A 24,178-nucleotide genomic window follows, 5' to 3' on the forward strand; every position below is an offset into this window, starting at 1 on the left:
CCCCCGCCCGTCCCCGTCACCCACCCCCTGGAGGCCGACATGGCTACCCCACCCCCGCGCGACGTCGCCGTCGACGCCGCCGTCGAGTTGCTCGTCCCCGCGCCCGGCGGGCCGCCCGTCCTCGACCCGGCCCGTTCCCCGGCCGCCGCCGAACGGCTCGGCGCCCTCGTCGCCGAGGAGTTGCGCGCCACCGGGGTCGACGCCGTCCTGACCTGGGAGGACGACGGTGGGGCCGCTGTCCTCGGCCACATCACCGCCCGGGAGTTGGGGGCGCCCAGGGTGGCGGTCCGGGAGGACCTGGGCCGGCTGCTGGGGGACGTGGATCGGCTGCGCGGTCTGCGGGCCGGGTTGGCGGCGCTGACCGAACCAGCCCCGCGGGTGCTCGACCCGCTGCGCCGGCTGGTGTCCTCCCACGACGGCGAGATCGTCGCCACCGCCGTGGCCGTGCGGCCGGCGGAGCTGGACGAGGCCACCAGGAGGGCACGGGGATGACCACCACCGAGAACCCGCTCGTCCTCGCGGTGGACCAGGACCGGATCGCCGCCGACCTCGACCACCTCGCCTCGCTCACCGAACCCGGCCCCGGCGTGTCCCGCCTGGCGTTCACCGAGTTGGAACGCCAGGCGCACGAGTACTTCGCGGCGACGTTGCGGCCGTTGGGGTACCGGGTGTGGACCGACACGGTCGGGAACACCATCGCCGAACTCGAGGGGACCGATCCGGGCGCGCCGGCCATCGGCACCGGGTCCCACCTGGACAGCGTGCCCTCCGGCGGCCGGTTCGACGGCATCGTCGGGGTCGCCGCCGGCATGGAGGTGGCCCGCGCGCTGGCCGACTCCGGCGTGCGGCCGAGGCACCGGCTGCGGGTCGTGGCCTTCGCCGCCGAGGAGGGCGCGCGCTTCGGCCAGGCCTGCACCGGCAGCCGCGTGGTGGCCGGGCTCACCGACGCCGCCGACCTGGACCGGCTGCGGGACGCCGCGGGGACGAGCATGGCCGAGGCGATGCGTTCGGTGGGGCTGGCGCCCGAGCGGGCCTCCGAGGCCCGGTGGGCGGCCGAGGAGTGGGCGGCGTTCATCGAACTGCACATCGAGCAGGGCAAGGTCCTGGAGTCCCTCGACCTGCCCATCGGGGTCGTCGACGTGATCTCCGGCAGCACGCGCCTGGAGTTCACCGTCACCGGCCTGGCCTCCCACACCGGGGGCACGCCGATGCACCTGCGGGCGGACGCGTTGGCCGCCGCGGCCGAACTGGTGCTGCTGGCCGAGGAGATCGCCACCGACTCCCGCCACCACGGCACCCGGCTCACCGTCGGGCGGCTCGACGTCAGCCCGAACTCGCTGACCACCATCCCCGGTGCGGTGGTGTTCGGGTTGGACGTGCGCGACGTCGACAGCGCCCGGCAGCGGGAGACGGCCGCCGAGTTCACCGCGCGGGCGCACGCCGTGGCGGCCCGCAGGGGCGTCGGGCTGCGGGACCGGTTGTTGGCCGACACCTCCCCGGTGGTGCTGCCCTCCTGGATCCAGGACGAGATCACCCGGGCGGCCCGCGACTGCGGCTCCGCCTACCGGGTGATGCCCAGCGGCGCCAGCCACGACAGCCAGATGCTGACCAGGGTGGTGCCGGTGGGCATGGTCTTCGTTCCCAGCCGGGACGGCCTGAGCCACACCCCGGCGGAGTGGACGAGCGTGCCGGAGATCGCCGAGGGCACCCGGGTGCTGGCGGCGACGCTGCTGCGCCTGGACGCCGCCGCGTCCACGGGTGAGGAGCGGGCGCGGTGACCGCCCCCCTGTCGCGGAGCCTGGCCGAACGGGTGGTGCCGTTGCCGCCGGCCGCTCGACCGGAACCCACCTGGGACGAGTGCCGGGTGGTGGCGCACGAACCCGTCGGGGACCGCTACCACCGGCTGACCCTGCGGGCTCCCAGCATCGCCGACCGGGCGTTGGCCGGGCAGTTCGTCATGATCACCATCCCGGAGAGCACCCCGTCCCGGTCGGTGTTGCCACGTCCGATGGCGGTGCACCGCCGACGCCCCGCCGAGGGTGTCGTGGAGATCGTCTACGGGGCCGGCGGGGCCGGCACCCGGGCGCTGACCGAGGTGGCGGTGGGCGAGGACCTGCTGGTCACCGGTCCCCTCGGCCGTGGTTTCACCCTCGACCCCGGGACCCGCCGCGTGCTGGTGGTCGGCCGGGGCATCGGGGTCTGCTCGGTGATGGGCGCCGTGGAGGACGCGGTGGCCACCGGGGTGGAGGTCGTCGCGGTGACCAGCGCCCGCACCACCGAGGCGTTGGTGGGGCCCGGTGACCTCGCCGAACTCGGGGTCGAACGGGTGTTGGCCGTCACCGACGAGGCCGGCGACAGCGCGGTGCCCGCGCTGCGGTCCCGGCTGGCCGGGGAACTGGCGGACGGACCACCGGCCCAGGTGTTCGTCTGCGGCTCCGACCGGCTCGCCGAGCTGTGCCGGTCGTTGGGCCAGGAGTGGGGCGCGCGGGTTCAGGTGTCGTTGGAGGCGCACATGGCCTGCGGGTTGGGCTACTGCCACGGCTGCGCGACGGCGGCCACCACCACCGGCAGCGAGAGCCCGCTGATCTGCGCCGACGGCCCCGTCTTCGCCCTGCCGACCGGCGGTGGCGACCGGTGAGCGAGCTGCGGTTGCGTGCCGTCCGCCCCTACGGGGAGGGGCCCCGGTGGACCTCACCGTGCGGGACGGGCGCATCGCCGCCGTGGAACCCGCCGAGGGCTCCCCGCCCCGCGCGGGCGAGCTGGACGGGCGGGGCGGGGTGCTGCTGCCCGGGTTCGTGGACCTGCACACCCACCTGCGGGAACCCGGCGGTGAGGACGCGGAGACGGTGCGGACGGGGACGGCGTCGGCCGCCGCCGGCGGGTTCACCGACGTCTTCGCCATGGCCAACACCCGGCCGGTGACCGACTCCGTCGACCGGGTGCGGTGGTTGGCGGAGCTGGCGGCGGCGGAGGCCGTGGTCCGCGTCCACCCGGTGGCCGCCGTGACCCGGGACCTGGCCGGCGCCGAGCTGACCGACCTGGACGCCCTGGTCGCCGCCGGGGTCCGGGTCTTCTCCGACGACGGGCACTGCGTGGACGACCCGGCCCTGGTCGACCGGGCCCTGCGCCACCTCGGCCCGGCCGGTGGGGTGTTCGCCCAGCACGCGCAGAGCGCGGCCCTGGCCGGCGGCGGCCAGGTCGACGCCACGGTCGCCGCCCGGCTGGGGCTGCCGCCGTGGCCGATGGTCGCCGAGGACGTGGTGGTGGCCCGCGACGCGCTGCTGGCCCTGGAGCGGGACGCGCCCCTGCACGTCTGCCACGTGTCCTCCCCCCGGTCGGTGGAGATCATCCGGTGGGCCCGGGAACGGGGGGCCCGGGTCAGCGCGGAGGTCACCCCACACCACCTGTCGCTCGACACGACCCGGAGCGGGACGGGGGACCCCACCTACAAGGTCAACCCGCCGCTGCGCGCCCCGGAGGTGGCGCCGGCGCTGCGGGACGCCCTGCGCGACGGGGTGATCGACGTCGTCGCCACCGACCACGCCCCGCACCCGGCGCACCGCAAACGCGGGCCGTGGCGGGAGGCGGCCTTCGGGATGACCGGGTTGGAGACGGCGCTGGCGGTCACCGCCGAGGTGTTCGACGGGACGTCCGGTGTGGACTGGCGTCGGGTGGCCGAGGTGTTGTCCCACCGGCCGGCCGCCCTCGCCGGCATCGACGGGGTGGCCGGTCGGCCACTCGCGGTGGGCGAACCAGCCACCTTCTGCGTCGTCACCGAGGACACCCCGTGGACGGTGAGCCGGGCGGACACCCGCAGCCTGTCGGGGAACACCCCGTTCGACGGCCGGGAGTTCGGGCACCGCGTCGTGCTCACGGTGGTGGCGGGCCGCGCGGTGTGGCGGCACGAGGCGACGACGGCGGAGCGCCGCTGACACCGGCCGGGGAGTAGGGGCGGGGCCGGCCCCGCTCCCCCGCCCCGGCCACGTGCCCGCGCGCCCGACGCGGCACCGGGGTGGACGTCGCCAGGGGGCGCTCCCTCGCGGTGCGCACCCGCTCACCGCCGACCCCCGACGCCCGCCGGACGGCGACGTGGGGACGCCCGGCAACCCCACCGGGCGCTCCCCAGTGGAGTGAATTCCGGGCCGGCGCGGGACGCCGCACCCCGTCCCGCAGGTGCGCCCGTGGAGACGGTCGCGCGCGCTCGACCAGCGGTTCTCGCCCGTTCCGCCCGCGCGGTGAGCGGTCAGGGAATCCGCGCGTCGCCCCAGCCCACTGCACCGTCCACCCAGGACGTCCTTGACCTGAACAAAGGTTCAGGTCCTAGCGTTCCTCACGCACGGCCACCCGGTCATGCCACACCGTCGAGGAGGAACCGATGTCGCACTCCCCCGCCCCCTACCGTCTCGCCGTGCTCATGGGCAGCGTCCGCGAGGGCAGGTTCTGCCCCACCGTCACCCGGTGGTTCGTCGGCCAGGCCGTCAACCGCTCCGACATCGCCACCGTCGACGTCATCGACCCCGCCGAACTGAACCTGGAGGACGAGGAGTTCGCCAAGCGCATCGAGGCCGCCGACGCGATCGTGGTCGTCACCCCCGAGTACAACCACGGCTACCCCGGTGCGCTGAAGAGCGCCATCGACTCACTGTTCGCCGAGTGGCAGACCAAGCCCGTCGGCTTCGTCAGCTACGGCGGGATCTCGGGTGGCCTTCGCGCGGTGGAGCAACTGCGCGCGGTCTTCGCGGAACTGCACGCGGTCACGATCCGGGAGACCGTCAGCTTCCACGGCGCCGACGCGTGCTTCGACGCCAAGGGGAACCCCCTCGACGCGGACCGGGTGAACCGTGCGGCGAGCGCCCTGCTGAACCAGCTCGGCTGGTGGGCCGAGACCCTCCGGGACGGCCGGGCCGCCCGCGCCTACGTCTGAGGCGACCCGGCTCCGCCGACTGGGGCTGGCCCGCGTCCGGACGGGCTGGCCACCCGTCGGCCGAGACGCGCCGACCAGTCCACGGTGGATCGCCGTGCGCGGTTCCACCACGCGGGGGACCGGAGCGACGGGCAGGGGCCCCGCCGGTCGCCGCCGCCGCGCTCAGCGGACCTGGTCAGGGGCCGCGCCGGCCGCCCCGGCGGGCCTGCCCGGAACCGCACCGGTGGGGGCGCGCAGCAGGTCCCGGTGGTCCAGCCAGTCGGCGACCTCCTCGGCGAGGTCGCCGACCGTCCGGCCCGCCACCTCCAGTTCGAGGACCGGCAACCTGCTCGCCGCCGCCAGCCGACGCAGCGCCCGCTGCTCGGCAAGGAAGACCCCGAGGTCGTCGTACTGGTCCGGTTTGGCCGAGACGAGCAGGCGTTCCTCCCGCGCCGAGGCGAAGGTCTCCTCGGCCCGGGTGCACAGCACGATCGCGAACCCCAGGGGCAGCAGCCGCTCCTCCAACCCCGCGTCGTCGAAGTCCCGGCCCCGACGCTGCTGGTCGGCGCGGGCCGAGAGGTGGAAGCGGTCCACGATCCACGAGTAGTACCGGTGCAGCTCGAACAGCCGGGTCCAGGTCCGGAACACCTCGACCGCCGCAGGTTCCTCCTCCGGTCCGAAGGAGATGGGACTGGGGCCCCACGCCTGGTTGGTCAGGCCGCCCCACTCCCCGGAGATCACCGGGGAGTGGTACCGGTAGCGCCGCGGCCCGACCACCCTGGGGTGCTCGTTGAGCGCGAACGCCAGTTCGGTCTTCCTCGTCAGCCGCGTGCCCTCAAGGATGATCTTCGGGCACAACGGCGGGGCGGATTCAGCCATCTCGTCAGTCAAGAGCAGCACATCCCGGGGATCAAGAGAGACGGGCGCCGCGCTCCCCGAGGAGCCCGCCGGCCGCGCGACGGTCGGCGTCACCAGGCGGGAGGCGTTGATCGGCGACGGTGCCGTGCGGGGACGATGCTGGAGGCATGTGGTCCTCCACCGCCGACCCGCCCTCCCGTCGCGCGCCCCGCGACTCCACCGCCCCCTCGACGCCTCCGCCCCGCCGGACCGCCCGCGCCACCGGTCGGGACACGGCCCGGATCCGACCGGGCAGCCTCGGCGTGCCCGCACCACCGACCCCCGGCACGGTCCGGGTGGCCACCTTCAACACCGCGCTGTCCCGCCCCGTCGAGGGCGGGATGGCCGCCGAACTGTCCGACCCCGCGGGCAGCGAGCAGGCACGGCTGGTGGCCGAGGTGCTGCAACGCGTTCGCCCCGACATCGTGCTGCTCGCCGAGTTCGACCACGACGCCGACGGTGCGGCAGCCACCACCTTCGTCCGCGACTACCTGGCGGTCCCCCAGCTCGGCGCGGAACCCCTGCGCTACGACCACCGCTTCCTCGGGCCGGTGAACACCGGAGTGCCTTCGGGTTTCGACCTCGACCGGGACGGCGCCTTCGACGGCCCCGACGACGCCTGGGGATACGGGCATTTCCCCGGCCAGTACGGGATGCTCCTGCTGTCCCGCCACCCGATCAACGTCGAACGGGTGCGGACCTTCCGGCGTTTCCGCTGGCGGGACCTGCCTGGCGCGCTGCTCCCGTCCGCCCCGGACGGCAGCCCCCACTACCCGCCCGAGGTGCTCGACCGGTTCCCGCTCTCGTCGAAGTCGCACTGGGATGTGCCGGTCCAGGTGGGGTCCCGCGCGCTGCACGTGCTGGCGTCCCACCCGACCCCACCCGCCTTCGACGGCCCGGAACGGCGAAACGTCCGGCGCAACCACGACGAGGTCCGGTTCTGGGTCGACTACCTGTCGCCGGGCGGTGCCGACCACCTGCACGACGACGCGGGTACCGCCGGTGGCCTGCCGCCGGGCGCCGAGTTCGTCGTGCTGGGTGATCTGAACGCCGACCCCTCGGCCGGCGACCGGGAACCGGGTGCGATCCGCCGCCTGCTGGCCGCACCCCGGCTCGTCGACACCCGGCCGGGCAGCCTCGGCGCGGTGGAGGCGGCCCTGCGACGGGGGTGGTCGGGAACCGGGTGGACGGCCACCGCGGACTTCGGGGTCGACGGACCGGGCTGTCTTCGGGTCGACTACGCGCTGCCCTCGGCCGGTACGAACCCGGGGGCGAGCGGCGTCTGCTGGCCGCCGTCCTGGTCCGCTCTGGAGCGGCTCGCCCTGGCCTCGGACCACCGGCTGGTGTGGGTCGACCTGCGGTGGTGATCGGCTGGTGCGACGGGCGGGGCGCGTACCTCCGCTTCCGCTCGCAGGGGCGCGCCCACCTGGCCCGTTCTCCTGGCCCGGGTTCGCCTGGCCCGGTTCTCCTGGCCCCGTCCGCCTGGCTTCCGTCGCAGGTGGGCTGCGGCCCGGGCTCGGGCCGGGGCCGGGTCGCCGGAGTACGACCGGCGTCGGGCCGGGCGGGTCAGCCCGCGTCGTCCTCGCCGAGCAGGGCGCCGGTGGCCAACCGCCCGGTGGGGATGGCGGACACCCCGGCGGGAGGCGGGGCGGGATGACCGAGGGCGACGACGTGGCGAACCTGCCATCGGACCTCCAGACCCAGCAGCCGGCCGGCGGCGGCGACGTTCCGCTCGGGGTGGAGCGTCACCGGGCAACTCCCGAGGCCCAACGCGTGGGCGGCCAGCAGGATGGACTGGCACAACCTGCCCTCGTCGAAGCCGGTGTCCCGGCCGCCGAGTTCCGGGTCGACGGCGATGGCGAGCACGGTGGGGGCGTTGGCGAGGTGGAGCGCGTAGTCCCCGAGGGTGCTCAGGCGTCGCCGGACGTCCTGTTCGGTGACCACCCGCAGCCGCCACGGCTGCCGGTTACGGGCTGACCCGGTCCACCGCGCGACCTCGCAGACCGCCTGGATGTCCCGTTCGGCCACCGGTTCCTCGGTGAACCACCGGGTGGCCCTGGGCGTCCGCAACCAGTCCAACAGTTCCTCGGCGCGCGACACCACCCCAGTCTGCCGGAGACGGTCATCCAGCGAGGATGGTGGTGCCATGCCGCTGCCGATGGGGCCGGAAGCTGGGGCGGTGACGCTGTCCTGCCTCCCATTCGGCTGCCTGTGCGCTCGGGGCCACATCGGAGTTCATCCATCCCCGAACATGGAACGGCCCGTTCGAGGGAGGTCCGCCTGACCACTTGCGGCGCGGGACGTCGGGATCCTGATGGTCCCGGCTGTCCGTCCAGGTCCTCGAACGGGTCACTGGTTACCCAGCACCACCACTGTGCCTGGTGGTGCGGTGTCGCCCACAGGGCCGTTGGGCCCGACGTCGCCAGGCACGTCGGCTCGTCCACCCCGGGGCGCCTGGGTGGTCGTACTCCTCCGCTGGTTGCTGATCAGCATGGCCGGGAACCGGGGTGCGGATCGCCGCGGAGCCCGCACCCGCCACCCGTGAGGACCGGATCCCGGACGGAACGGCCACCACGGGGCGAGTGGTCATGGCCCGGGTGCGGCGGACGATGAGCTCGCCCCCGCCCGGCCGCCGATGCTCGGGTGCCACCACGCGCGGCGCGGTACCTGGGCGACTGGGCTCGCTGGAGCTCCCGGCCGTGTTCACGGCACCAGCTGGAGCCGACGACAGGTGAGCCGCGACGCGGCCGCGACACGGACAACGCGCTCGACAGCCCGGGCCGACGCGGGGTCCTGGGGCTCTGGATGAATCGAGCGGCGGCGAGAGAGCCCACACAGAGGAAGGCCCGTCCGAGGTGGGGAACTCGTCGTCTTTCGACGATGAGTGACCAGTCGAACGCTGACACGGGGTCTGCTCCTGGTCTTCACCCTGTCCTCGGGCGGGTCACTGGTTGCCCAGCACGTTCAGGATGCCTCCCCGGCACCCGTCGCGTCAGGAGTCCTTGGGCCCTGGTGGCGGGGGTCGAGTGGCCCCACTCGTGGCGGTGGTGCCGTCGAGGCCCGACCGGGGCGTGCAGGGCGGGGACGCGGGACTCGGCAAGCCGTCAGTCGGGGGGTCGTTGGCCGGGGAACCACCACCCGCTGGGTGGGGTCGAGGGCCGGCGTCCGGTGCCCTCCACCCGGACCGGGAAGGTGGCCGCGCCCAACCGCCGGTCGGCGACCGCCTCGGCGACGTCCGAGGTCGTCAGCACCCCGACCGGGCCTGCCGCGTCCTCCACCAGGATCCAGGCGTGCCGCTGGTCGCCCAGCCGTGGGACCACGGTGGCCAGTGATTCCTCGACCCGCACCCTGATCAGCTGGTCGGCTGGCACCGCCAGTTCGCCGAGTCGGGCGGTGCCTCGGGCGTCCTCGGGCACCGACCGGATCCGGTTCGGGGTGAGGAGCCCGGTGACGTGGCCGTCGGGGTCCAGCAGGACCACGGCTGGTGGGGGCGGGTCGGTGGGCAGGCCGTCCCGGAGGAACCCGTGCAGGGTGGTGTCGGGGCCGGCGCTGGGCACGGGGTGGCGCATCACGTCCCGGACGGGGACGTCGGCCAGGGCGGCGCCGACCCTCGCCTGTTGCGCCTCGGCTCCGGCGACGGCGGTGATGAACCAGCCCAGCAGCACCCACCACAGCCCGTTCGTTCCCCGGAACAGCAGTTGCGCGATGCCGAGGCCGATGAGGAGCAGACCGAGCACCCGCCCGGCGTAGGCCGACCAGATGGCCGCCCGCCACCGGTCGCCCCGCCACCGCCACAGCGCGGCCCGCAGCACCCGCCCGCCGTCCAGGGGCGCGGCGGGGAGGAGGTTGAAGACGGCGAGAGCCGCGTTGAGCAGCGCGAGGTAGACGAAGACGATCGCGACCAGCGCGGCGGCGCCGAACTGGGCGGTCGCGGAGGCGAGCGCGGCGAACAGGAGGGCGAGCAGCGCGCTGGCGGCGGGTCCCACCGCGGCGATGCGGGCCTCGGCGCCCGCGTCGCGTGCCTCTCCTCTGAGTTGGGCGACCCCGCCGAGCAGCCACAGGGTGATGCCGGCGACCTCCACGCCGTTGCGGCGGGCGACCACGGCGTGGGCGAGTTCGTGCACCAGCAGGGAGAGCACCAGGAGCAGGGCGGCGCCGATGCCGGCCACCACGTAGGCGGCGACCGGGTAGCCGGGGAAGAGCAGGGGCAGTTGGCGGGCGGCCAGGCCGATGGCCACGAGGAGCACGATGCCCACCACGCTCCAGTGCAGGCCCACCGGGATGCCGGCGATCCTGCCGAGGCGAAGGGTCGTCCTCATCCGCGCACCTCCGTTCGTCGGACAGCGGGTCCAGTGGTGGTGCCGTCCTCCTCCCGGGTACCCCGACCGGCCGGCATGGCCCCGGTGGCGGGTGAACTCGCCGGATCGGCGGGGAGGCGCGGACCACCAGGACACGAGACGGGACGTACCGCTTCGGCAGGGGATGTCGCGGTCGGCCACGATGAGCAGGACACGACGAGACGTCCCGTGTTCGGAGGTGGGGATGACGACCCCTGTCGAGACCACGGTGACCGTCGCACCCGGTGTGCGGCTGTGGACCGAACGGCGCGGCGACCCGCGCGCCCCGGCACTGCTCCTCGTGATGGGCGCCAGCGAACCAGGCCTGAGCTGGCCGGACCCGTTGGTGGACCGGCTCGCCGCCCACCACCAGGTGATCCGGTACGACCACCGGGACACCGGGGCCTCCACCCGCGTGTTCGACGAGGCCCCCTACCCGCTCGCCGAGCTGGCCGAGGACGCGGTCCGAGTGCTCGACGCGCTCGACGTGGACCGCGCCCACGTCCTCGGCCTGTCGATGGGCGGCATCCTCACCCAGCTCCTGCTCGCCGACCACCCCGACCGGCTGCGCACCGCCAGCCTGTGGAGCACCTTCGCGATGAGCACCACCCCGCTGCGGCACGACGACGGAGCCACCACCCCGGTCGAGGAGCTCCCGGGACCGGACGAGGAGCTGATCGGCTGGCTGAGCGGGCTCACCCCTCGGCCCGACCTGGAGGCGGAGCTCGACCAACGGGTCGAGAAGTGGCGGCGCATGAACCCGGGGCCGCTCCCCCTGGACGCCGCGGACTTCCGTACCAGGGAGGAGCGGATCATCGCCCACAGCGGGCGGTGGGACGACTCGTGGGCGCACGCGCTGGCCGACCAGTCCGGTCTGCTCCGCACCGACCAGCTCGCGGCGAACACGGTGCCCACCCTGGTCATCGAGGCTCCGGCCGACCCGGTCGTCCCCCCGGTCCACGCCCGGCACCTGGACCAGGTCGTCGGCGCGACGAGGCTGGTCACGATCCCCGGGTTGGGCCACGCCCCGGTCCGGCGGGCGCTCGACCCGATCGCGGACGCGGTGCTGGCCCACACCCTCGCCTGAGCGACCAGCGGCGGCGGGTGTCGGGCAACCGGGCAACCGGGCGGCGGTTCCCCTTCGCGGGGCCGTCAGTGCCGGGTGTCGCCGATGAGTTCCCGGGCGCCCTGGCTGATCAGGTCGTCGGCGACCCGGGCGCCCAGGCCCACCGGGTCGTCGGCCACGCCGGTGGCGTGCGACCGCACCCACCCTGACCCGTCCTCGGAGAACACCAGGCCGGAGAGGGCGAGCCGGCCCTCGTCGGTGGTGGTGCAGTGCAGGGCGATGGGGCTGTTGCAGTGGCCGGAGAGCAGGTGGAGGGCGGTCCGCTCCGCCGACACCCACCGGGTGGTCTCCTCGTCGCCCAGGTGTGCCAGCAGCCGCATCACGGCCTGGTCCTCGACCCGGGCCTGCACGCCGATCACCGCGGCCCCGCAGGCGGGGACCATCGAGGGCCGGGAACCGGCCGACCAGACCGTGGACAGCACCTCGGTGATCCGGTCGGTCAGGCCGATGCGTTCCAACCCGACCCTGGCCAGGACGATGGCGTCGAACTCCCCGGCGTCGAGCTTGGCCAACCGGGCGTTGACCGAGCCCCGGATCCGGTCGATGCGCAGGTCCGACCGGTACAGCCCGAGCTGGGAGCGGCGGCGGACCGCCGAGGTCCCGACCCGCGCCCCCTCGGGCAGCTCACCCAGCCCGACCCCGGTGCGGGAGATCAGCACGTCGTGGGTGTCCCCCCGGGGCAGGAACGCCCCGAGTTCGGTGCCGGCGGGCAGCGGAACGTCGCCGGGGACGTCCTTCATCGAGTGCACGGCGAGGTCGACCTCACCGGCCACCAACGCCCCGTCTATCTCCTTGGTGAACGCGCCCTTGCCACCCAGCTCGGCCAGGTTGCCGTGCCAGCGGTCGGCGCTGGTCTCGATGCCCACCGTCTCGACCGGCAGGTCGGGCAGGACCGACCGCACCGCGGCGATGACCTGGTCGGTCTGGGCTCGGGCCAGCGGGGAGGTCCTGGTGCCGATCCGGAGCGGGACGTCGGCGAACCGGGCGGCGACCTCGTCCTTGAGCTCCTCGATGGGCGCGGCGGACGGGGCGGTGGGTGTCACGGACACGGGCGATCCCTGGTCGACGGCGGCGGGAACCCCCTGGTGGCGACCGCCCGCGCTGGAGCCTGGGCTCCGGTGCGGCCCGAGGCGCCGGGCTGAACGGGCGGCCCGACCAGGTTGCGGGTTCGGGTCGGGTGCCACCCAGGATGTCACCCGCGTGTTCGCCCGCGCACACCGGTCCGTTGCTCTCTTTCCGGCCGTCCCGGGCCAACCCCCACCGCACGACCGGGTCGCGGCCCCCAGCCGACCACCACGGCCCGTCCGACGTGACGAGTGGCACCACCGCGTGGTCGGCGGGTGGTCCAGGACGGTCGCGGAACCACCGGTGCGCGCACGCGCGTCTCCCGGGCGCTGCGCGAGCCCGCCCCGCCGATCCGGGGGTGACGTCCGGCGCGTCCCCGCTCAGGGCAGCTGTCGGGCCACCGCATCCCCGAGTCGGCGCGCGGCGTCGGGGAAGGCGCCCGGGTCCGGCCCCGAGTAGGTGAGCCGCAGGTAGGAACCGGTCGGCTCGGCGGGGAACCAGCCGTCCCCCGGGACGACCACCACCCCCTCCGCCTCGCAGTCCCGGGCGAGCCGGTGCACGTCCACGGCGTCGGGCAGGCGCACCCAGAGCCCCAGCCCGCCCTCGGGCACCGCCTCCACCCTGGCGGTGGGGACGTGCTCGTGGAGCGCGTCGGCCAGCAGGTCACGGCGGGCGGCGAGCGCCCGGCGCAGCGACCGGAGGTGGGTTCGCCAGGCGGGTTGGGTGACGACGTCGAGGGCGACGGCCTGGAGCAGGCCGCTGACGTACAACGACTCCGCCTGCACGTCGGCGAGCAGCCGTTCCCGCACCGGGCCCCGGGCGAGGACGGCGGCGACGCGGACCGAGGGGGAGACGCTCTTGGTCAACGTCCGCAGGTACACGACGTGGCCGGCGTCATCCCGGGCGGCGAGGGGAGCCGACTCGGCGGTGATGCCGAGGTCGTGGGCCCAGTCGTCCTCGACCAGGAACGCGCGGTGGCGGCGCACGACGTCGAGGATCCGCTCGGCGAGGTCGGGCGACCAGCGGGCCCCGGTGGGGTTGGCGAAGTGCGGTTGGGCGTAGAACACGCGGGCCCCGGTCCGGGCGAACGCGTCGGCGACCTCGTCGGGGTCGGGGCCGTGCGCCCCGCTGGCGACGGGCACCATCCGGACGCCGGTGCGCGCCGCCGCCGAGATCGCCCCCCAGTAGGTGGGCGACTCCACCAGGAGGGGTTGTCCGGCTCCGACCAGCGCGCGGAAGGTGGATCCGAGGCCGCTCTGACTGCCGGGCAGGACGATGGCGTCCCCGGGGGTGGGTGGCGAGACACCGCCGGGGGTGGCGGCGGCGAGTTCGGCGGCGAACCACGCCTGGAGTTCGGGCAGGCCGGCGGGTGGGGGGCGGGTGAGCGCGACGTCGCCCCGGGCCGCGCGGCTGAACGCCGCCCGGACCAGGCGCTCGGGCAGCAGTTCCCGGTCGGGGTAGGCGGAGTTCAACGCGGTCACGTCGTTGGGGGTGCTGCGCAGTGCCGTCGAGACCGGGGGGCGGGTGGCCGGCGCCCCCAGCGCCGCCGTCTGCCATCCGTAGTCCCGTGGCCGGGCGATCCGGGGTGCCCGGACGAAGCTCCCCACCCCCGGTCGGGTCTCCACCACGCCCTGGTCCACCAGGACCCGCAGCGCCCGCTGCACCGTGATCGGGCTGGCCCCGTACCGGGCCACCAGGGTCCGGGTGGAGGGCAGTCGCGCGCCGGGGGCGGCCGCCGCGATCCACGCGCGCAGGTCCGCCGCGATCCGCGTTCCGCTATCGTGGGACATGAGGGATCAGAGTAGCGCTACTCCCGCTCCGCGGGCTCCGCTATCGCCGTCGTGGGCCGGTCTGGGCTGGGGTCTGCTCGGTGTCACCGCGTTCTCCTTCACCGTTCCGCTCACGCGGATCGCGGTGGAGGGCGCGGGGATGTCGCCGCTGTTCGTCGGCAGCGGCAGGGCGGTCGTCGCGGCGGTGCTCGCGGCGGCCGCGTTGGGCCTCACCCGGCAGCGGCTCCCCCGGGGCCGCCAGTGGTTCCGCCTCGCCGTCGTCGCCGGGGGCGTCGTCGTCGGCTTCCCGGTGCTCACGTCCTTCGCGCTCACCTCGGTTCCCGCCAGCCAGGGCGCGGTCGTGATCGCGCTGCTGCCCGCCGCGACGGCGGTGCTGGCGGTCCTGCGGGGCGGTGAACGCCCGCCCAGGGCGTTCTGGGTGGTCGCGGTGGCCGGCGCGGCGGTCACGGTCCTGTTCACCGCCACCCGGGGCGGCGGGCTCGACGGTCCGAACTGGGCTGACCTGCTGCTGCTCGGCGCGGTCGTCGCGGGCGGCATCGGCTATGCCGAGGGCGGGCTGCTCGCCCGGGAACTCGGCGCCTGGCAGACGATCTCGTGGGCGCTGGTGGTGGCAGCGCCGCTGATGGTCGCGTTCACCGGCCTGTCGATCGCCCGGCAACCGTTGACCGGCGATGCGGCCGGGTGGGCGGCGTTCGCCTACCTCTCCCTGGTGAGCATGTTCCTCGGCTTCTTCGCCTGGTACCGGGGGCTCGCGATCGGTCCGATGTCCAGCGTCAGCCAGGTCCAGCTCGTCCAACCGGTGCTCAGCGTGGCGTGGGCGGCGGTGCTGCTGGGTGAGGTCCTGGGCTGGCGGACCGCCCTGGCCGGTGCGGCCGTCATCGCCTGCGCGGGGCTCGCCGTCCGCGTCCGGTCGCGGCCCGGGCCGGAACCCACGGGTCCGGCGGTGGTCGCCGAGCGGGGTGTGCCGGAACCGGCGAGCCGGTCGCGTCGACGCGGATGACCGTGGCCACCTGGCGCGGGGCAGCGACGCCCGGACCGGGCCGTGGTGGGGCCGGTCGGGTTTCGGAGTTCATGGGCCGGGTCGGCCCGGGTTCTCGGTGCGTCCTGCGCCGAGGGCCGCCGGCGCACCGGTGCCGCCGTGGCCGACGGGCGGCACGAGGTCCTCGGCGTCCCCGGGGCCGCCCGCCGACCGGTGTGGACGTTCCCGTGACGGCGGGGCCCCCGGTTCCCCCCGTCGTCCTGGGCTTCCGGAAGAGGCGCGGGGGGACGCCGACGGGCAGGGAGTCCCGGCGGCGGAAGTTCCCCGACCGGCCACGCCGGGCCGAGCCGACCGGGTGGTCTCGGCGACGTCCACGCCACCGCCGGCCCGGTGCACCGGCTGATGTCGAGTTCGAGGACGGGGGTCGCCGAACCGCCCCCGACACCCGCGACCACGCCCCCGCGCGCCCACGGCCGCCGACGCGGAAACCCTTGTCTACCAGCGGTTTCCCGGCTGGCTATACTGCGCTGCACCCGTCGCCGAGGAGAGAGGTCCACTGTGTCACTCCCGGCCGACGAACTGTGGCGGCCGGTGGGCGGGACCATCCCGCGACGCCAGTGGATGAAGATCACCGACCCGGACGCCCTGCCGGCCGAGGTGCCCGGCGACACCGAGTTCCGGGTGCTGCTGCCCGCCGACGACCGCTTCACCGTGCTGCGGGAGAAGTTGGCGGCCAGTTCCATCCCGGTGCGCCAGGTGCCCTACCTCCTGGAACAGGAGACGATCGCCGAGTACCAGGACGCGCGGGGCCGCGACCGGCTCACCGTCATCAGCGCCGAGTGCGACCTGGGTCGCGTCGGCCCGGCCCGGCTCGTCCGCACCGACGGGCGGTCCGCCGAGGCGGCGCGGGAGGCCTTCGACCTGCTCTGGCACGCCCACGCCGACACCGGTCCCGCCGCCGGGACCACCGTCCCGGTCGCCGAACTCACGCCCCCGGAGTGGGCGCGGTTCCTGCCCTTCCCGACGTTCAACCCGGCCCAGGCCGAGGCGGTCCCGCACGTCGTCGACCACGACGGCCACCTGATGGTGGTGGCACCCACGGGGTCGGGCAAGACGGTCATCGGCATGGCCGCCGCCCTGCGGGCCATCCTGGGGCAGGGCCGCAAGGCGGCCTGGCTGGTGCCGCAACGGTCCCTGACCGACGAGCTCGACCAGGAACTCCAGGGGTGGCGCGGGCACGGCCTGCGGGTGGAACGGCTCTCCGGCGAGTACAGCGTGGACGTCGGCCGGGTCCGCGACGCCGACCTGTGGGTGGCCACCACGGAGAAGTTCGAGGCCATCTGCCGGACCTCGTCGCTGCGGGAGGCGCTGGACGAGGTCGGCTGCGTCATCGTCGACGAGATCCACCTGCTCGGCGACCAGACCCGGGGCCCGGTGCTGGAGGCGCTGCTCGCCCGGATGCGGGGCGATGCCACGGCGCTGCGCCTGGTGGGCCTGTCGGCCACGGTGTCCAACGCCGACCAGGTGGCGACCTGGTTGGGGGCGCGGCTGGTGCGCATCGGCTGGCGGCCGAGCCGCCTCACCTGGCAGTTGCCCATGATCCCGATCAGCGGCGACTGGGCTGCTACCGACGCGACCCGCACCCGGTTGGCGGCGAGCATCACCGACCGGGTCACCGCCGACGGCGGCAGCGTCCTGGTGTTCTGCGGCAGCAAACGGTCGGTGCGCCGCACCGCCCTGATCATCGCCGCCAGCCGGGGTGCCCGCACCGACGGGGTGCACCCGGACGACCTCGAACGGCTGCACGAGGTGTGCCTGGGGGCGGGCGTGGGCCTGCACTACAAGGGCTGGGACCACCGGCGCGAGGCCGAACGTGGATTCCGGTCCCGGGAGCTGTCGGTGCTGGTCGCGACCTCCACCGTCGCGGCCGGCGTGAACCTGCCGGCCCGGGCGGTGGTCGTCCGCGACACCCAGGTCGGCTTCGACGAGATCGACGTGGCCACCGTCCAGCAGATGTTCGGCCGGGCCGGCCGGGTGGGGGCGGGTGAGGACCAGGGCTGGGCGTTCCTGGTGGTGGACGAGACCGAACGGCCCCGGTGGCAGGGGCGGTTGGTCGCCGGGAACACCGTGTCCTCCCAGATCCAGTCCAGCCTGCCCGACCACGTGCTCGCCGAGGCCGTGCAACAGCGCCTCTCCACGGTGGAGGAGGCCGAGGCGTGGTGGGTGGGGACCCTGGCCCACCACCAGGGCAGTCGGAGCCTCGCGCCCCTGCGGCAGGCGCTGTCGTTCCTGGTGGACGGTGACTTCCTGACCGCGACCACCGGTTCCGACGGCGTCGAACGGTTCACCCCGACCGAGCTCGGGGTGCTGACCGCGCGGCTCATGGTGTCCACGACCGTGGGCCAACAGTTGCGGACCGCGTTGGCCAGGGCGGCCGTGCCCGGTGACGCCGACGCCGCGGAACGCGTGCTGGTGGACACCCTCGCCGGCGTGGTCCCCCGCCTGCTGAACGCCCCGGTCAGCGAGGACATCAAACCCACCGTGGCCCGACTGCTGGCCACCGGTGGCCGGCTGGACGTCACCCCCGATCCGGAGCCCCGGGCCGGGGCGGGGCGGGGGCCGCTGGTCAGCCACACCGCCTACGCACAGGGCGACCTGGCCCGCGCCGTGCTGCTCACCGTCGCCAACAGCCCCCGGTCGTTCCACCCCCGGGCCCGGGTGATCGGCGGCATCCCCTACCCGACGATGTACGCCGTGCTGGAGGAGGCGCCGCGCTACCTGCACTGGTTGGGCACCCAGGGCCAGTTGGGCACCGTTCACCCGTGGGTGGCGATCGTGGCGGCGGACCTGGGCCGGCGGGTGCGCTGGCGGCGCTGCCAACCGTCCCGGGGGGCCGGCCGGCTGTTGTGGATGGTCGAGCAGATGGCGACTCCGGTGCACGCGGCCGACGGGGTGCCTCCCCTGTTCCGGGCGGCGACCGCGCGGGGCCTGACCAGTCCCGACTGGACCTCGTCGGGGATGCCGAGGAACTGCCGGCTCGACGAGGCCGACTACGCCGCGCTGCTGCGGGACCGGGCGACCCGGGTGCAGGTGGAGGAGCTGGGGGACCTGGTGCGGGCGACCGGGCCCACCGGGTGCGTGTTGGCGACCTGGGCCGGTCGGGCGTTCCACCTGACACCCCTGCACCGGGGGGAGGCCGAGTCGCACTACCCGGAGGGCCCGGTGCGGCATCGGGGGGCCGCGGTGTTCACCTGGCGCGGTGACTACCGGGCGTTGGGGTGGTTGGCGGACTACGACGGGTTCGCGCCCGAAGCGGACGCCGACTGACCTGGTTCGCGGCGGCCGTGGGCAGTGGTGGGCAGCGCACTCGGGCGGCTGCGGCCGGTCAGCCGAGTCCTGGCGGGGGCGGTCGACCCGGTGGGTCGCGCTGCCCGTGGGGCTCCGTCCAGCGATGGGCCTCGGCGACGACCGGGTCGGTTGACGAGTGGGTCAGATCCCCGGTGGCAGCGGAGCCGCGGGTTGCTCGCGTGGCACCGCCGGTGACCGGTTCCCGTCGGCGCCTGGAGGGGGAGAGCTTCCTGCCCCGACACCGTCGCCCGGATCCCCGGAAGTCGTCGGGCGAGAACGGTTGACGGAACCAGGCCGGCATTTCCCTAAGTGCGCGGGAACTGGGCCACCGAGGTTCGCGGAAAGGTTTCAGCCAGGTGGCCCTTGTTCCGCCGGGTGTCATCTTCCACATTGATGATCAGTAGAGCTGACCACGTGATCCTGGGGGAACGGTGAACACCTACGAGGAGCTTCGCACCGCCGTCACCAACAACGACGGGCTGCACAAGACGACGATGGACACGCTGAAGAAGATCCAGGGGGCGGGACGGCTCGGGGTGCACGTGCGCAGCGACATCAGTCGGAAGCTCGAATCGCACGGTCTCGGGCACCTGCCCCGGGAGCTCCCGCCCAACCAGGAGGACGTGGTCCGGCTCTACCTGTTGGGCAGCCGGGTCGCCGACATCGTCAAGGCCGTCCTCAACCCCAGCGACCGGGGGGACGACACGCTGCGGGCGATCGGCGGTTCGGAGGCCGAGGACCTGGTGCGCCAGATCCGGCAGCTCGTCTGCGGCTGAGCCCGGGGACGAGCTGGGGACGAGCTGGGGACGAGCTGGGGACGAGGAGGGCGGACCGGCGAAGCGCCCCGCCGCCGGGAGGGTCGGCTCGCCGGTCCGGAACCGGGGACCAGCGTCGGCGGTTCGTCCCGGCGGAGCACCCCGCGTGTGGTGGGGCCGCCGGGTCACCCGCCCGGCCCACCACTGGCCCCGTCCCGGTCGTCGCGGCTCCCGCACCGGACGCGGTGCGGCGGTGGCGGGTGGGCACCCCGCCCACCCGCCACCGCGTGTCCGCACCGATCCCGTGGGCACGGCGGCCCTCGGTCAGCCGGCCCTCCGCCGGTCACCGGGGTCCGCCGCGACCTCCGGCGCTCAACTCGCCGGGGGCACCCCCACTCCGGCTCCCTCGAACAGCAGGGAGTCCAGGTCGAAGCTGTTGTTCGTCCCGGTCCGGAACACCAGGTACACGGTGTGGGTGGTGTCCAGTTCCGGCAGCGCGGTGACCTCCGTCGACTCGTAGCTGGACCAGCCACCGGTGTTGGGGACCTCGGTGGTGGCCACCAGCTCGCCGTCGGGGGAGTCCAACCGCAGCTCGATCGACCCACCCGAGGCGACCGAGGACACCCGGTAGCTCACCGCGTCGATGCCGACCAGGTTCATCGGGTCGAAGGCGATCCAGTCGCCGTCGCTGACGTCACCCACCCGTGCGCCCGACTCGGCGCCCTCGTCGCGGACCACCCGCACCCCGCTGGAGTCGGTGAAGTACTCGGCCTGCTTGTGCTTGGGCTGGAGGATCACCTTGTCGTAGCCGGTCAACGGCGGCGCCTGGTCGAACCAGCCGTCGTCGGTGTAGCGGGCGTTGAGCACGTAGTAGAGGTTGGCGCCCTCCGGGTGCCCGCCGAGGTCAGCCGTGTTCACGGTGTTCCCGCAGCCGGGCAGGTCCTCGGTGGGGTGCTCGTGGTCGTCGTGGCCCAGCGCCGGGTTCACCAGCACCCGGTCGCAGTCGGTGTGCCGGTCCTCGACGTCGGTGACCGAGACCTCGTAGGACACGTCGTCACCGAACTCGATGAACCCGCCCTTCGGCGGCCAGTCCACCGACACCTCGGGGGCGGTGTTGCCGACGGTGATCTCCAGGTTGGCGTGGGCGCTGGCCCCGTCGGGGTTGGTCACCACCAGTTGCGCCCGGTACACGCCCCGCCGGGAGTAGCGGTGCTCGGGGTTGGGTTCGGTGGAGTCGACCACCCCGTCCCCGGTCAGGTCCCAGGCGAACTCCAGGTCACCGCCGCCCCGGTCGTAGCTGCCCTCGCTGGAGAACGCCACGTCCAGCGGCAGTCCCCCGTTGGTGCGGGATGCGCTGGCCACGGCGACCGGTTTGGGCTGGCCCTGGTTGTACTCGATGCGGTACAGCCCGGCGTCGGAGTTCCCGCCGCCGAACTGGCTGCCCCACTCCAGCACGTACAGGGCGCCGTCGGGACCGAAGCCCATGTCCATCGGCTTGCGGAACTCCTCGTCGTCGAGGAAGTCGTTGATCTTGAGCAGCTCGTGGTCCTCGTCGAGGCGGATCTCCTTGACGTAGTCCCGGGTCCACTCGTAGAGGAAGTGGGCGCCGTCGTAGTACTCGGGGAACTTCGTCTCCGACGGGTTGTCCGGGTCGTACCGGTACACCGGGCCGCTCATCGGCCCGCTGCCGCCCGAGCCCAGCTCGGGGAAGTGCGGCGACTCGTCGTAGCCGTACCAGACCAGCGGGGCCTGGGCCGGGGGCAGCTCGACCAGGCCGGTGTTGTTCGGCGACTCGTTCACCGGGTTGTCGCAGTCGAACTTCTCGCCGACCTCACCGGTGTCGGGGTCGTAGGGGGCGTAGGGCTGGTTGTCGCCGTGGCAGAACGGCCAGCCGTAGTTGCCCGGTTCCTTCAGCAGGTTGTACTCGACCAGGCCCTCGGGGCCCCGGTCGGTGGTGGGGCCGCCCCGGTCGGGCCCGTAGTCGGAGACGTGCAGGTAGCCGGTCTCCTGGTCCACGCTGAACCGGAACGGGTTGCGGAAACCCATCGCGTAGATCTCGGGCAGGGTGTCGGCCGTGCCCGGGGGGAACAGGTTGCCCTCGGGGATAGCGTAGCCACCCTCGTCCAACGGTTGGATCCGTAGGATCTTGCCGCGCAGGTCGTTGGTGTTGCCGGAGGTGCGGGCCGCGTCCAGCATCTCCTGGCCCTCACGCCAGTCGATGGGGGCGTAGCCCTGCCAGTCCGGGGACAGGTTGGGGGCGACGTCGTCTCCGACGCCCAGGTAGAGGGTGCCGTCCGGGCCGAAGGCCAACGCGCCGCCGGTGTGCCCCGGCTCCGGGTAGGTGCGGCTGCGGTAGCCGGGCACCTCCAACAGCACCTCCTCGGTGGCCGGTTCGAGGGCGTTGCCGGCCACAGTGAACCGGGACAGCCGGTTGACGTCCTCCTCGCTGTCGATCGGCGAGTAGTACAGGTAGATCCAGTCGTTCTCGGCGAAGTCCGGGTCGAGGGCCAGGCCGACCAGGCCGTCCTCGCCGCCGGTGTAGACGTCGAGCCGGTGCGCGGTGGTGGTCGCGTTGGTGGCGGGGTCGAAGACCTTCACGGCACCGCCGCGTTCGGCGAAGAACACCCGGCCGTCCTCGGCCACACCCAGCTGCATCGGGTCGCTGATGGCGGTGTCCAGCGGGGTCTTCTCGAAGTACTCCCACACCGTTCCGCCGCAGTCGCCGGCCTCGACCCCGGCGGCCCACAGGGTGCCGCCCACGACGTGCTGGTAGAACTCGGGGTCGTCGGTGAAGGAGGCGATCTCGTGGCCCATCGCGGTGGCCCACACCCGACCGCCCTCGGGGGTGTGGCACCAGGAGATGGGGTGGTCGGGCCCCATCGCGTCGCCGCCGGGGTTGAAGGTCCGCTCGTCGGCGTCGACGAGGACGTGCACGTTGCCCCGGGCGCTGTAATCGAAGTTGTACCACTCCTCGGCCCGGTGCCAGCGGTCCGGCAGGTGCCGGGTGGAGGGGTGGACGCGGTCCAGGACCCGGGCGGTGCCGTCCAGGGTCCCCGGTGAGTGGCTGGGCATGGACGGGCCGCCGTTGATCACCTCGTCCCACCAGGGGAACTCGTCCTCGATGCCCATGTCCAGGGTGTTGTGGATGGCGACGATGCCCCCACCGCCCCGCAGGTAGTCCTGCACCGCGGCGCGTTCCTCGTCGGTCTCCCACACCATCCCGGAGTTCTGCAACATGATGATGACGTCGAACTGGGCGAGGTCGTCGTCGTTGAAGATGGCGGAGTCGTCGGTGTGCACGAGGTCGAAGTCGTGCTCCTCGGCCTGCCGGTGCACCATGTCGATCCCGGCGGGGATGGAGTCGTGGACCCAGCCGACGGCCTTGGTGAACAGCAGGGCGGTGAACTGGGGGGACGCTTCCGCCTGTCTGGGCGGGGCGACCAGGAACAACGCTGGCACGAGTGCGGCCAGCACGAGGGTGACGCTGAAACGGCGGCGCACCGATCTCCTCCTCTGCCTCCCGGGATGGTCCACCGCGGACCGCCGTCAGGCGGTCGTTCCCGGTTCCCGGACCCGGCGGGAGGCGTCACGAACCGCCGCCGCGAGCCGACATCGACCGCGACGGGGAGACGACTTCCCTCTCTGGTGCCGAGCGAACCGCCGGCGAATGGTCAGCCAGCGACTCAACCGTGACATGCGGTGGTAACACGAGCATAGGAATCCGACATCGTGATGTCCATGACACAAAACGGTTTTCCCGTTTTCCGTCCCCATTTTCCGGCCTTCCCACCAGCGGGAACATCGTGGGCACGCCTCGATTCCGACCGGCATGGGAATCGCCGGTCGGGACCACCTCGACTGTTCTGACGAAAAGGGGGAGAAACGCGGTGCGCGATCACACGCCGGCGAGGTGCGGCGTCCGGGAATTCGCCGGCCGACGAATGCTGTCCTGCTCCGTTCCCCTCCCCTTCCCTTCCTCTTCCCTTCCCCGGCCCGGGTGCCCGGCGGTGAGCGACCTCGCGGGCGGCGAGGCCGGGACGCCGCCCCGCCTAGGTGCCCAGCCGGGTCAGGGCGCCCCGCAGGAACGCCAGGCCCTCCACGGCCAGCGCGTCCTGCGACTCGGCCAACGGCCGCCACACCGAGGCCGCCCTGGCGATAGACTCGGTGTGCGCGGTGAACGACTCCACGCACAACGCGCCCCGGTAGCCCACGTCCCGCAACGCGCCCAGGAACCCGGCCCAGTCCAGGTGGTCGGCTCCCGGGGTGCCCCGGTCGTTGGCGCAGACCTGGACGTGGGCGATCCGGTGCCCGGCGGCGTGGACCGCCCCGGCCAGGCTCCGCTCCTCGATGTTGAGGTGGTAGGTGTCCACCATCAGGCCCACCGCCTCCTCCGGCAGACCACGCAGGGCGGTCAGCGCCTGGTCGACGGTGTTGACCACGCTCGTCTCGTACCGGTTGAGCGGTTCCACGGCCAGCACCACGCCCCGTTCCGCGGCGTGGTCGAGCACGGGCCGCAGGCCGGCCCGCAGCCGCGCGTAGACGTCGGCGCGTTCGGCCTGGTCCATCCGCCAGGCCGCACCCACCGGGGCGTAGGTCGGGCCGCCCACCACGCCGGACCCGAGCCGCACGGCCACGTCCACGCAGTGCCGGAGGTACTCCTGGGTCGCCTCGACGTCGGCTCCCGCACCGACCAGGTCACGTCCCTCGGACATCACCGCGATCACCGCGGCGCAGTCCAGGTCGCGCTCGGCGAGCACCTCGGCGGCCCGCCCCGGGTCGAAGTCACCCGGCTGTTCCACCGGGAGTTCCACCGCGTCGAAACCCCAGGCCGCCAGCCGGGGCAGCAGCGTGGCCACCGCCCCGTCGTCCAGCGGGGAACCCCAGATCCAGGTGTTGGCGCCCAGTGCGAACATGCCCGTCCCTTCGTCTCGAACCGGTCCTCGACCACACCGGGTCCCCGACTGCCTGGCGTGGGGTG

Annotated in this window: 17 protein-coding genes; 10 read left to right on the forward strand and 7 right to left on the reverse strand. The window is 74.0% G+C overall.

Features of this window, described 5'->3' with window-relative positions; all coding sequences use genetic code 11:
• The first annotated feature begins 39 nt into the window (after nucleotides 1-39).
• The 5 genes from G443_RS06830 (at nucleotide 40) to G443_RS06850 (ending at nucleotide 4,924) form a co-directional block, all read left to right on the forward strand.
• Nucleotides 40-492, forward strand: a complete 453-nt coding sequence (locus tag G443_RS06830; protein ID WP_026420491.1) for a hypothetical protein — start codon at nucleotides 40-42, stop codon at nucleotides 490-492.
• Nucleotides 489-1,778: a Zn-dependent hydrolase gene (locus G443_RS06835; RefSeq protein ID WP_035293042.1), complete on the forward strand. Its 1,290-nt coding sequence runs from the start codon at nucleotides 489-491 to the stop codon at nucleotides 1,776-1,778. Before G443_RS06830 ends, G443_RS06835 begins: the two co-directional genes overlap by 4 nt.
• Entirely contained in the window at nucleotides 1,775-2,638 is an 864-nt protein-coding gene (locus tag G443_RS06840) for an iron-sulfur cluster-binding protein (protein WP_026420493.1), read from the forward strand. The genes G443_RS06835 and G443_RS06840 overlap by 4 nt, the downstream gene beginning before the upstream one ends.
• Before the next feature lie 46 nt (nucleotides 2,639-2,684).
• Nucleotides 2,685-3,932 carry a dihydroorotase gene (locus G443_RS06845; RefSeq protein WP_253860164.1) on the forward strand — a complete coding sequence of 416 codons (1,248 nt, stop codon included), beginning with the start codon at nucleotides 2,685-2,687 and terminating at the stop codon, nucleotides 3,930-3,932.
• Between the two features lie 443 nt (nucleotides 3,933-4,375).
• Entirely contained in the window at nucleotides 4,376-4,924 is a 549-nt protein-coding gene (locus G443_RS06850; RefSeq protein ID WP_026420495.1) for an NADPH-dependent FMN reductase, read from the forward strand.
• 162 nt (nucleotides 4,925-5,086) lie between these two features.
• On the opposite strand, the gene G443_RS06855 is transcribed toward G443_RS06850, so the two are convergent.
• The gene (locus G443_RS06855) at nucleotides 5,087-5,782 is read right to left on the reverse strand and encodes a hypothetical protein (protein ID WP_051314368.1); all 696 of its coding nucleotides are present in this window, start codon (nucleotides 5,780-5,782) and stop codon (nucleotides 5,087-5,089) included.
• A gap of 146 nt (nucleotides 5,783-5,928) precedes the next feature.
• Here G443_RS06855 and G443_RS06860 point away from each other — a divergent pair, with 146 nt between their 5' ends.
• A complete protein-coding gene (locus G443_RS06860; protein ID WP_026420496.1) occupies nucleotides 5,929-7,167 on the forward strand; it encodes an endonuclease/exonuclease/phosphatase family protein in 1,239 nt (412 codons plus the stop codon).
• A 199-nt stretch (nucleotides 7,168-7,366) separates the two neighbouring features.
• On the opposite strand, the gene G443_RS06865 is transcribed toward G443_RS06860, so the two are convergent.
• Together G443_RS06865 and G443_RS06870 are read right to left on the reverse strand one after the other, a co-directional pair.
• Complete coding sequence (locus G443_RS06865) at nucleotides 7,367-7,900, reverse strand: nitroreductase family protein (RefSeq protein ID WP_051314370.1); 534 nt, start codon at nucleotides 7,898-7,900, stop codon at nucleotides 7,367-7,369.
• A gap of 1,004 nt (nucleotides 7,901-8,904) precedes the next feature.
• The gene (locus tag G443_RS06870) at nucleotides 8,905-10,119 is read right to left on the reverse strand and encodes a site-2 protease family protein (protein WP_026420497.1); all 1,215 of its coding nucleotides are present in this window, start codon (nucleotides 10,117-10,119) and stop codon (nucleotides 8,905-8,907) included.
• 223 nt (nucleotides 10,120-10,342) lie between these two features.
• Between G443_RS06870 and G443_RS06875 the strand changes: the two genes are divergently transcribed.
• Complete coding sequence (locus G443_RS06875; RefSeq protein WP_026420498.1) at nucleotides 10,343-11,224, forward strand: alpha/beta fold hydrolase; 882 nt, start codon at nucleotides 10,343-10,345, stop codon at nucleotides 11,222-11,224.
• A 65-nt stretch (nucleotides 11,225-11,289) separates the two neighbouring features.
• Here G443_RS06875 and hemC read toward each other — a convergent pair whose 3' ends face one another.
• Entirely contained in the window at nucleotides 11,290-12,312 is a 1,023-nt protein-coding gene (gene hemC, locus G443_RS06880; RefSeq protein ID WP_211237618.1) for a hydroxymethylbilane synthase, read from the reverse strand.
• 396 nt (nucleotides 12,313-12,708) lie between these two features.
• Nucleotides 12,709-14,118: an aminotransferase-like domain-containing protein gene (locus G443_RS06885; protein WP_026420500.1), complete on the reverse strand. Its 1,410-nt coding sequence runs from the start codon at nucleotides 14,116-14,118 to the stop codon at nucleotides 12,709-12,711.
• Here G443_RS06885 and G443_RS06890 point away from each other — a divergent pair.
• The 3 genes from G443_RS06890 to G443_RS06900 all read left to right on the forward strand — a co-directional run bounded on the left by G443_RS06890 (nucleotide 14,117) and on the right by G443_RS06900 (nucleotide 19,221).
• Nucleotides 14,117-15,118, forward strand: a complete 1,002-nt coding sequence (locus G443_RS06890; protein ID WP_081715706.1) for a DMT family transporter — start codon at nucleotides 14,117-14,119, stop codon at nucleotides 15,116-15,118. The two genes, G443_RS06885 and G443_RS06890, sit on opposite strands and share 2 nt — an antisense overlap.
• A 537-nt stretch (nucleotides 15,119-15,655) precedes the next feature.
• A complete protein-coding gene (locus tag G443_RS06895) occupies nucleotides 15,656-18,424 on the forward strand; it encodes a DEAD/DEAH box helicase (protein ID WP_051314344.1) in 2,769 nt (922 codons plus the stop codon).
• Between the two features lie 452 nt (nucleotides 18,425-18,876).
• Nucleotides 18,877-19,221 carry a hypothetical protein gene (locus tag G443_RS06900; RefSeq protein ID WP_026420502.1) on the forward strand — a complete coding sequence of 115 codons (345 nt, stop codon included), beginning with the start codon at nucleotides 18,877-18,879 and terminating at the stop codon, nucleotides 19,219-19,221.
• A gap of 351 nt (nucleotides 19,222-19,572) precedes the next feature.
• On the opposite strand, the gene G443_RS06905 is transcribed toward G443_RS06900, so the two are convergent.
• Together G443_RS06905 and G443_RS06910 are read right to left on the reverse strand one after the other, a co-directional pair.
• Nucleotides 19,573-22,701: a ThuA domain-containing protein gene (locus G443_RS06905; protein WP_035293044.1), complete on the reverse strand. Its 3,129-nt coding sequence runs from the start codon at nucleotides 22,699-22,701 to the stop codon at nucleotides 19,573-19,575.
• Nucleotides 22,702-23,249: 548 nt separating this feature from the next.
• Nucleotides 23,250-24,113 (reverse strand): sugar phosphate isomerase/epimerase family protein, encoded by an 864-nt coding sequence (locus G443_RS06910; protein WP_026420503.1) that lies wholly within the window; start codon nucleotides 24,111-24,113, stop codon nucleotides 23,250-23,252.
• Nucleotides 24,114-24,178 lie beyond the last annotated feature (65 nt).

Source organism: Actinoalloteichus caeruleus DSM 43889, assembly GCF_000429185.2.
GTDB classification, from domain to species: domain Bacteria; phylum Actinomycetota; class Actinomycetes; order Mycobacteriales; family Pseudonocardiaceae; genus Actinoalloteichus_B; species Actinoalloteichus_B caeruleus.

Coding starts and splice junctions, on each gene's coding strand:
- G443_RS06830 (WP_026420491.1), top strand. CDS start 40: ATGGCTACCCCACCCCCGCGCGACGTCGCCGTCGACGCCGCCGTCGAG.
- G443_RS06875 (WP_026420498.1), top strand. CDS start 10,343: ATGACGACCCCTGTCGAGACCACGGTGACCGTCGCACCCGGTGTGCGG.
- G443_RS06850 (WP_026420495.1), top strand. CDS start 4,376: ATGTCGCACTCCCCCGCCCCCTACCGTCTCGCCGTGCTCATGGGCAGC.
- G443_RS06910 (WP_026420503.1), bottom strand. CDS start 24,113: ATGTTCGCACTGGGCGCCAACACCTGGATCTGGGGTTCCCCGCTGGAC.
- G443_RS06855 (WP_051314368.1), bottom strand. CDS start 5,782: ATGGCTGAATCCGCCCCGCCGTTGTGCCCGAAGATCATCCTTGAGGGC.
- G443_RS06890 (WP_081715706.1), top strand. CDS start 14,117: ATGAGGGATCAGAGTAGCGCTACTCCCGCTCCGCGGGCTCCGCTATCG.
- G443_RS06885 (WP_026420500.1), bottom strand. CDS start 14,118: ATGTCCCACGATAGCGGAACGCGGATCGCGGCGGACCTGCGCGCGTGG.
- G443_RS06870 (WP_026420497.1), bottom strand. CDS start 10,119: ATGAGGACGACCCTTCGCCTCGGCAGGATCGCCGGCATCCCGGTGGGC.
- G443_RS06835 (WP_035293042.1), top strand. CDS start 489: ATGACCACCACCGAGAACCCGCTCGTCCTCGCGGTGGACCAGGACCGG.
- G443_RS06860 (WP_026420496.1), top strand. CDS start 5,929: ATGTGGTCCTCCACCGCCGACCCGCCCTCCCGTCGCGCGCCCCGCGAC.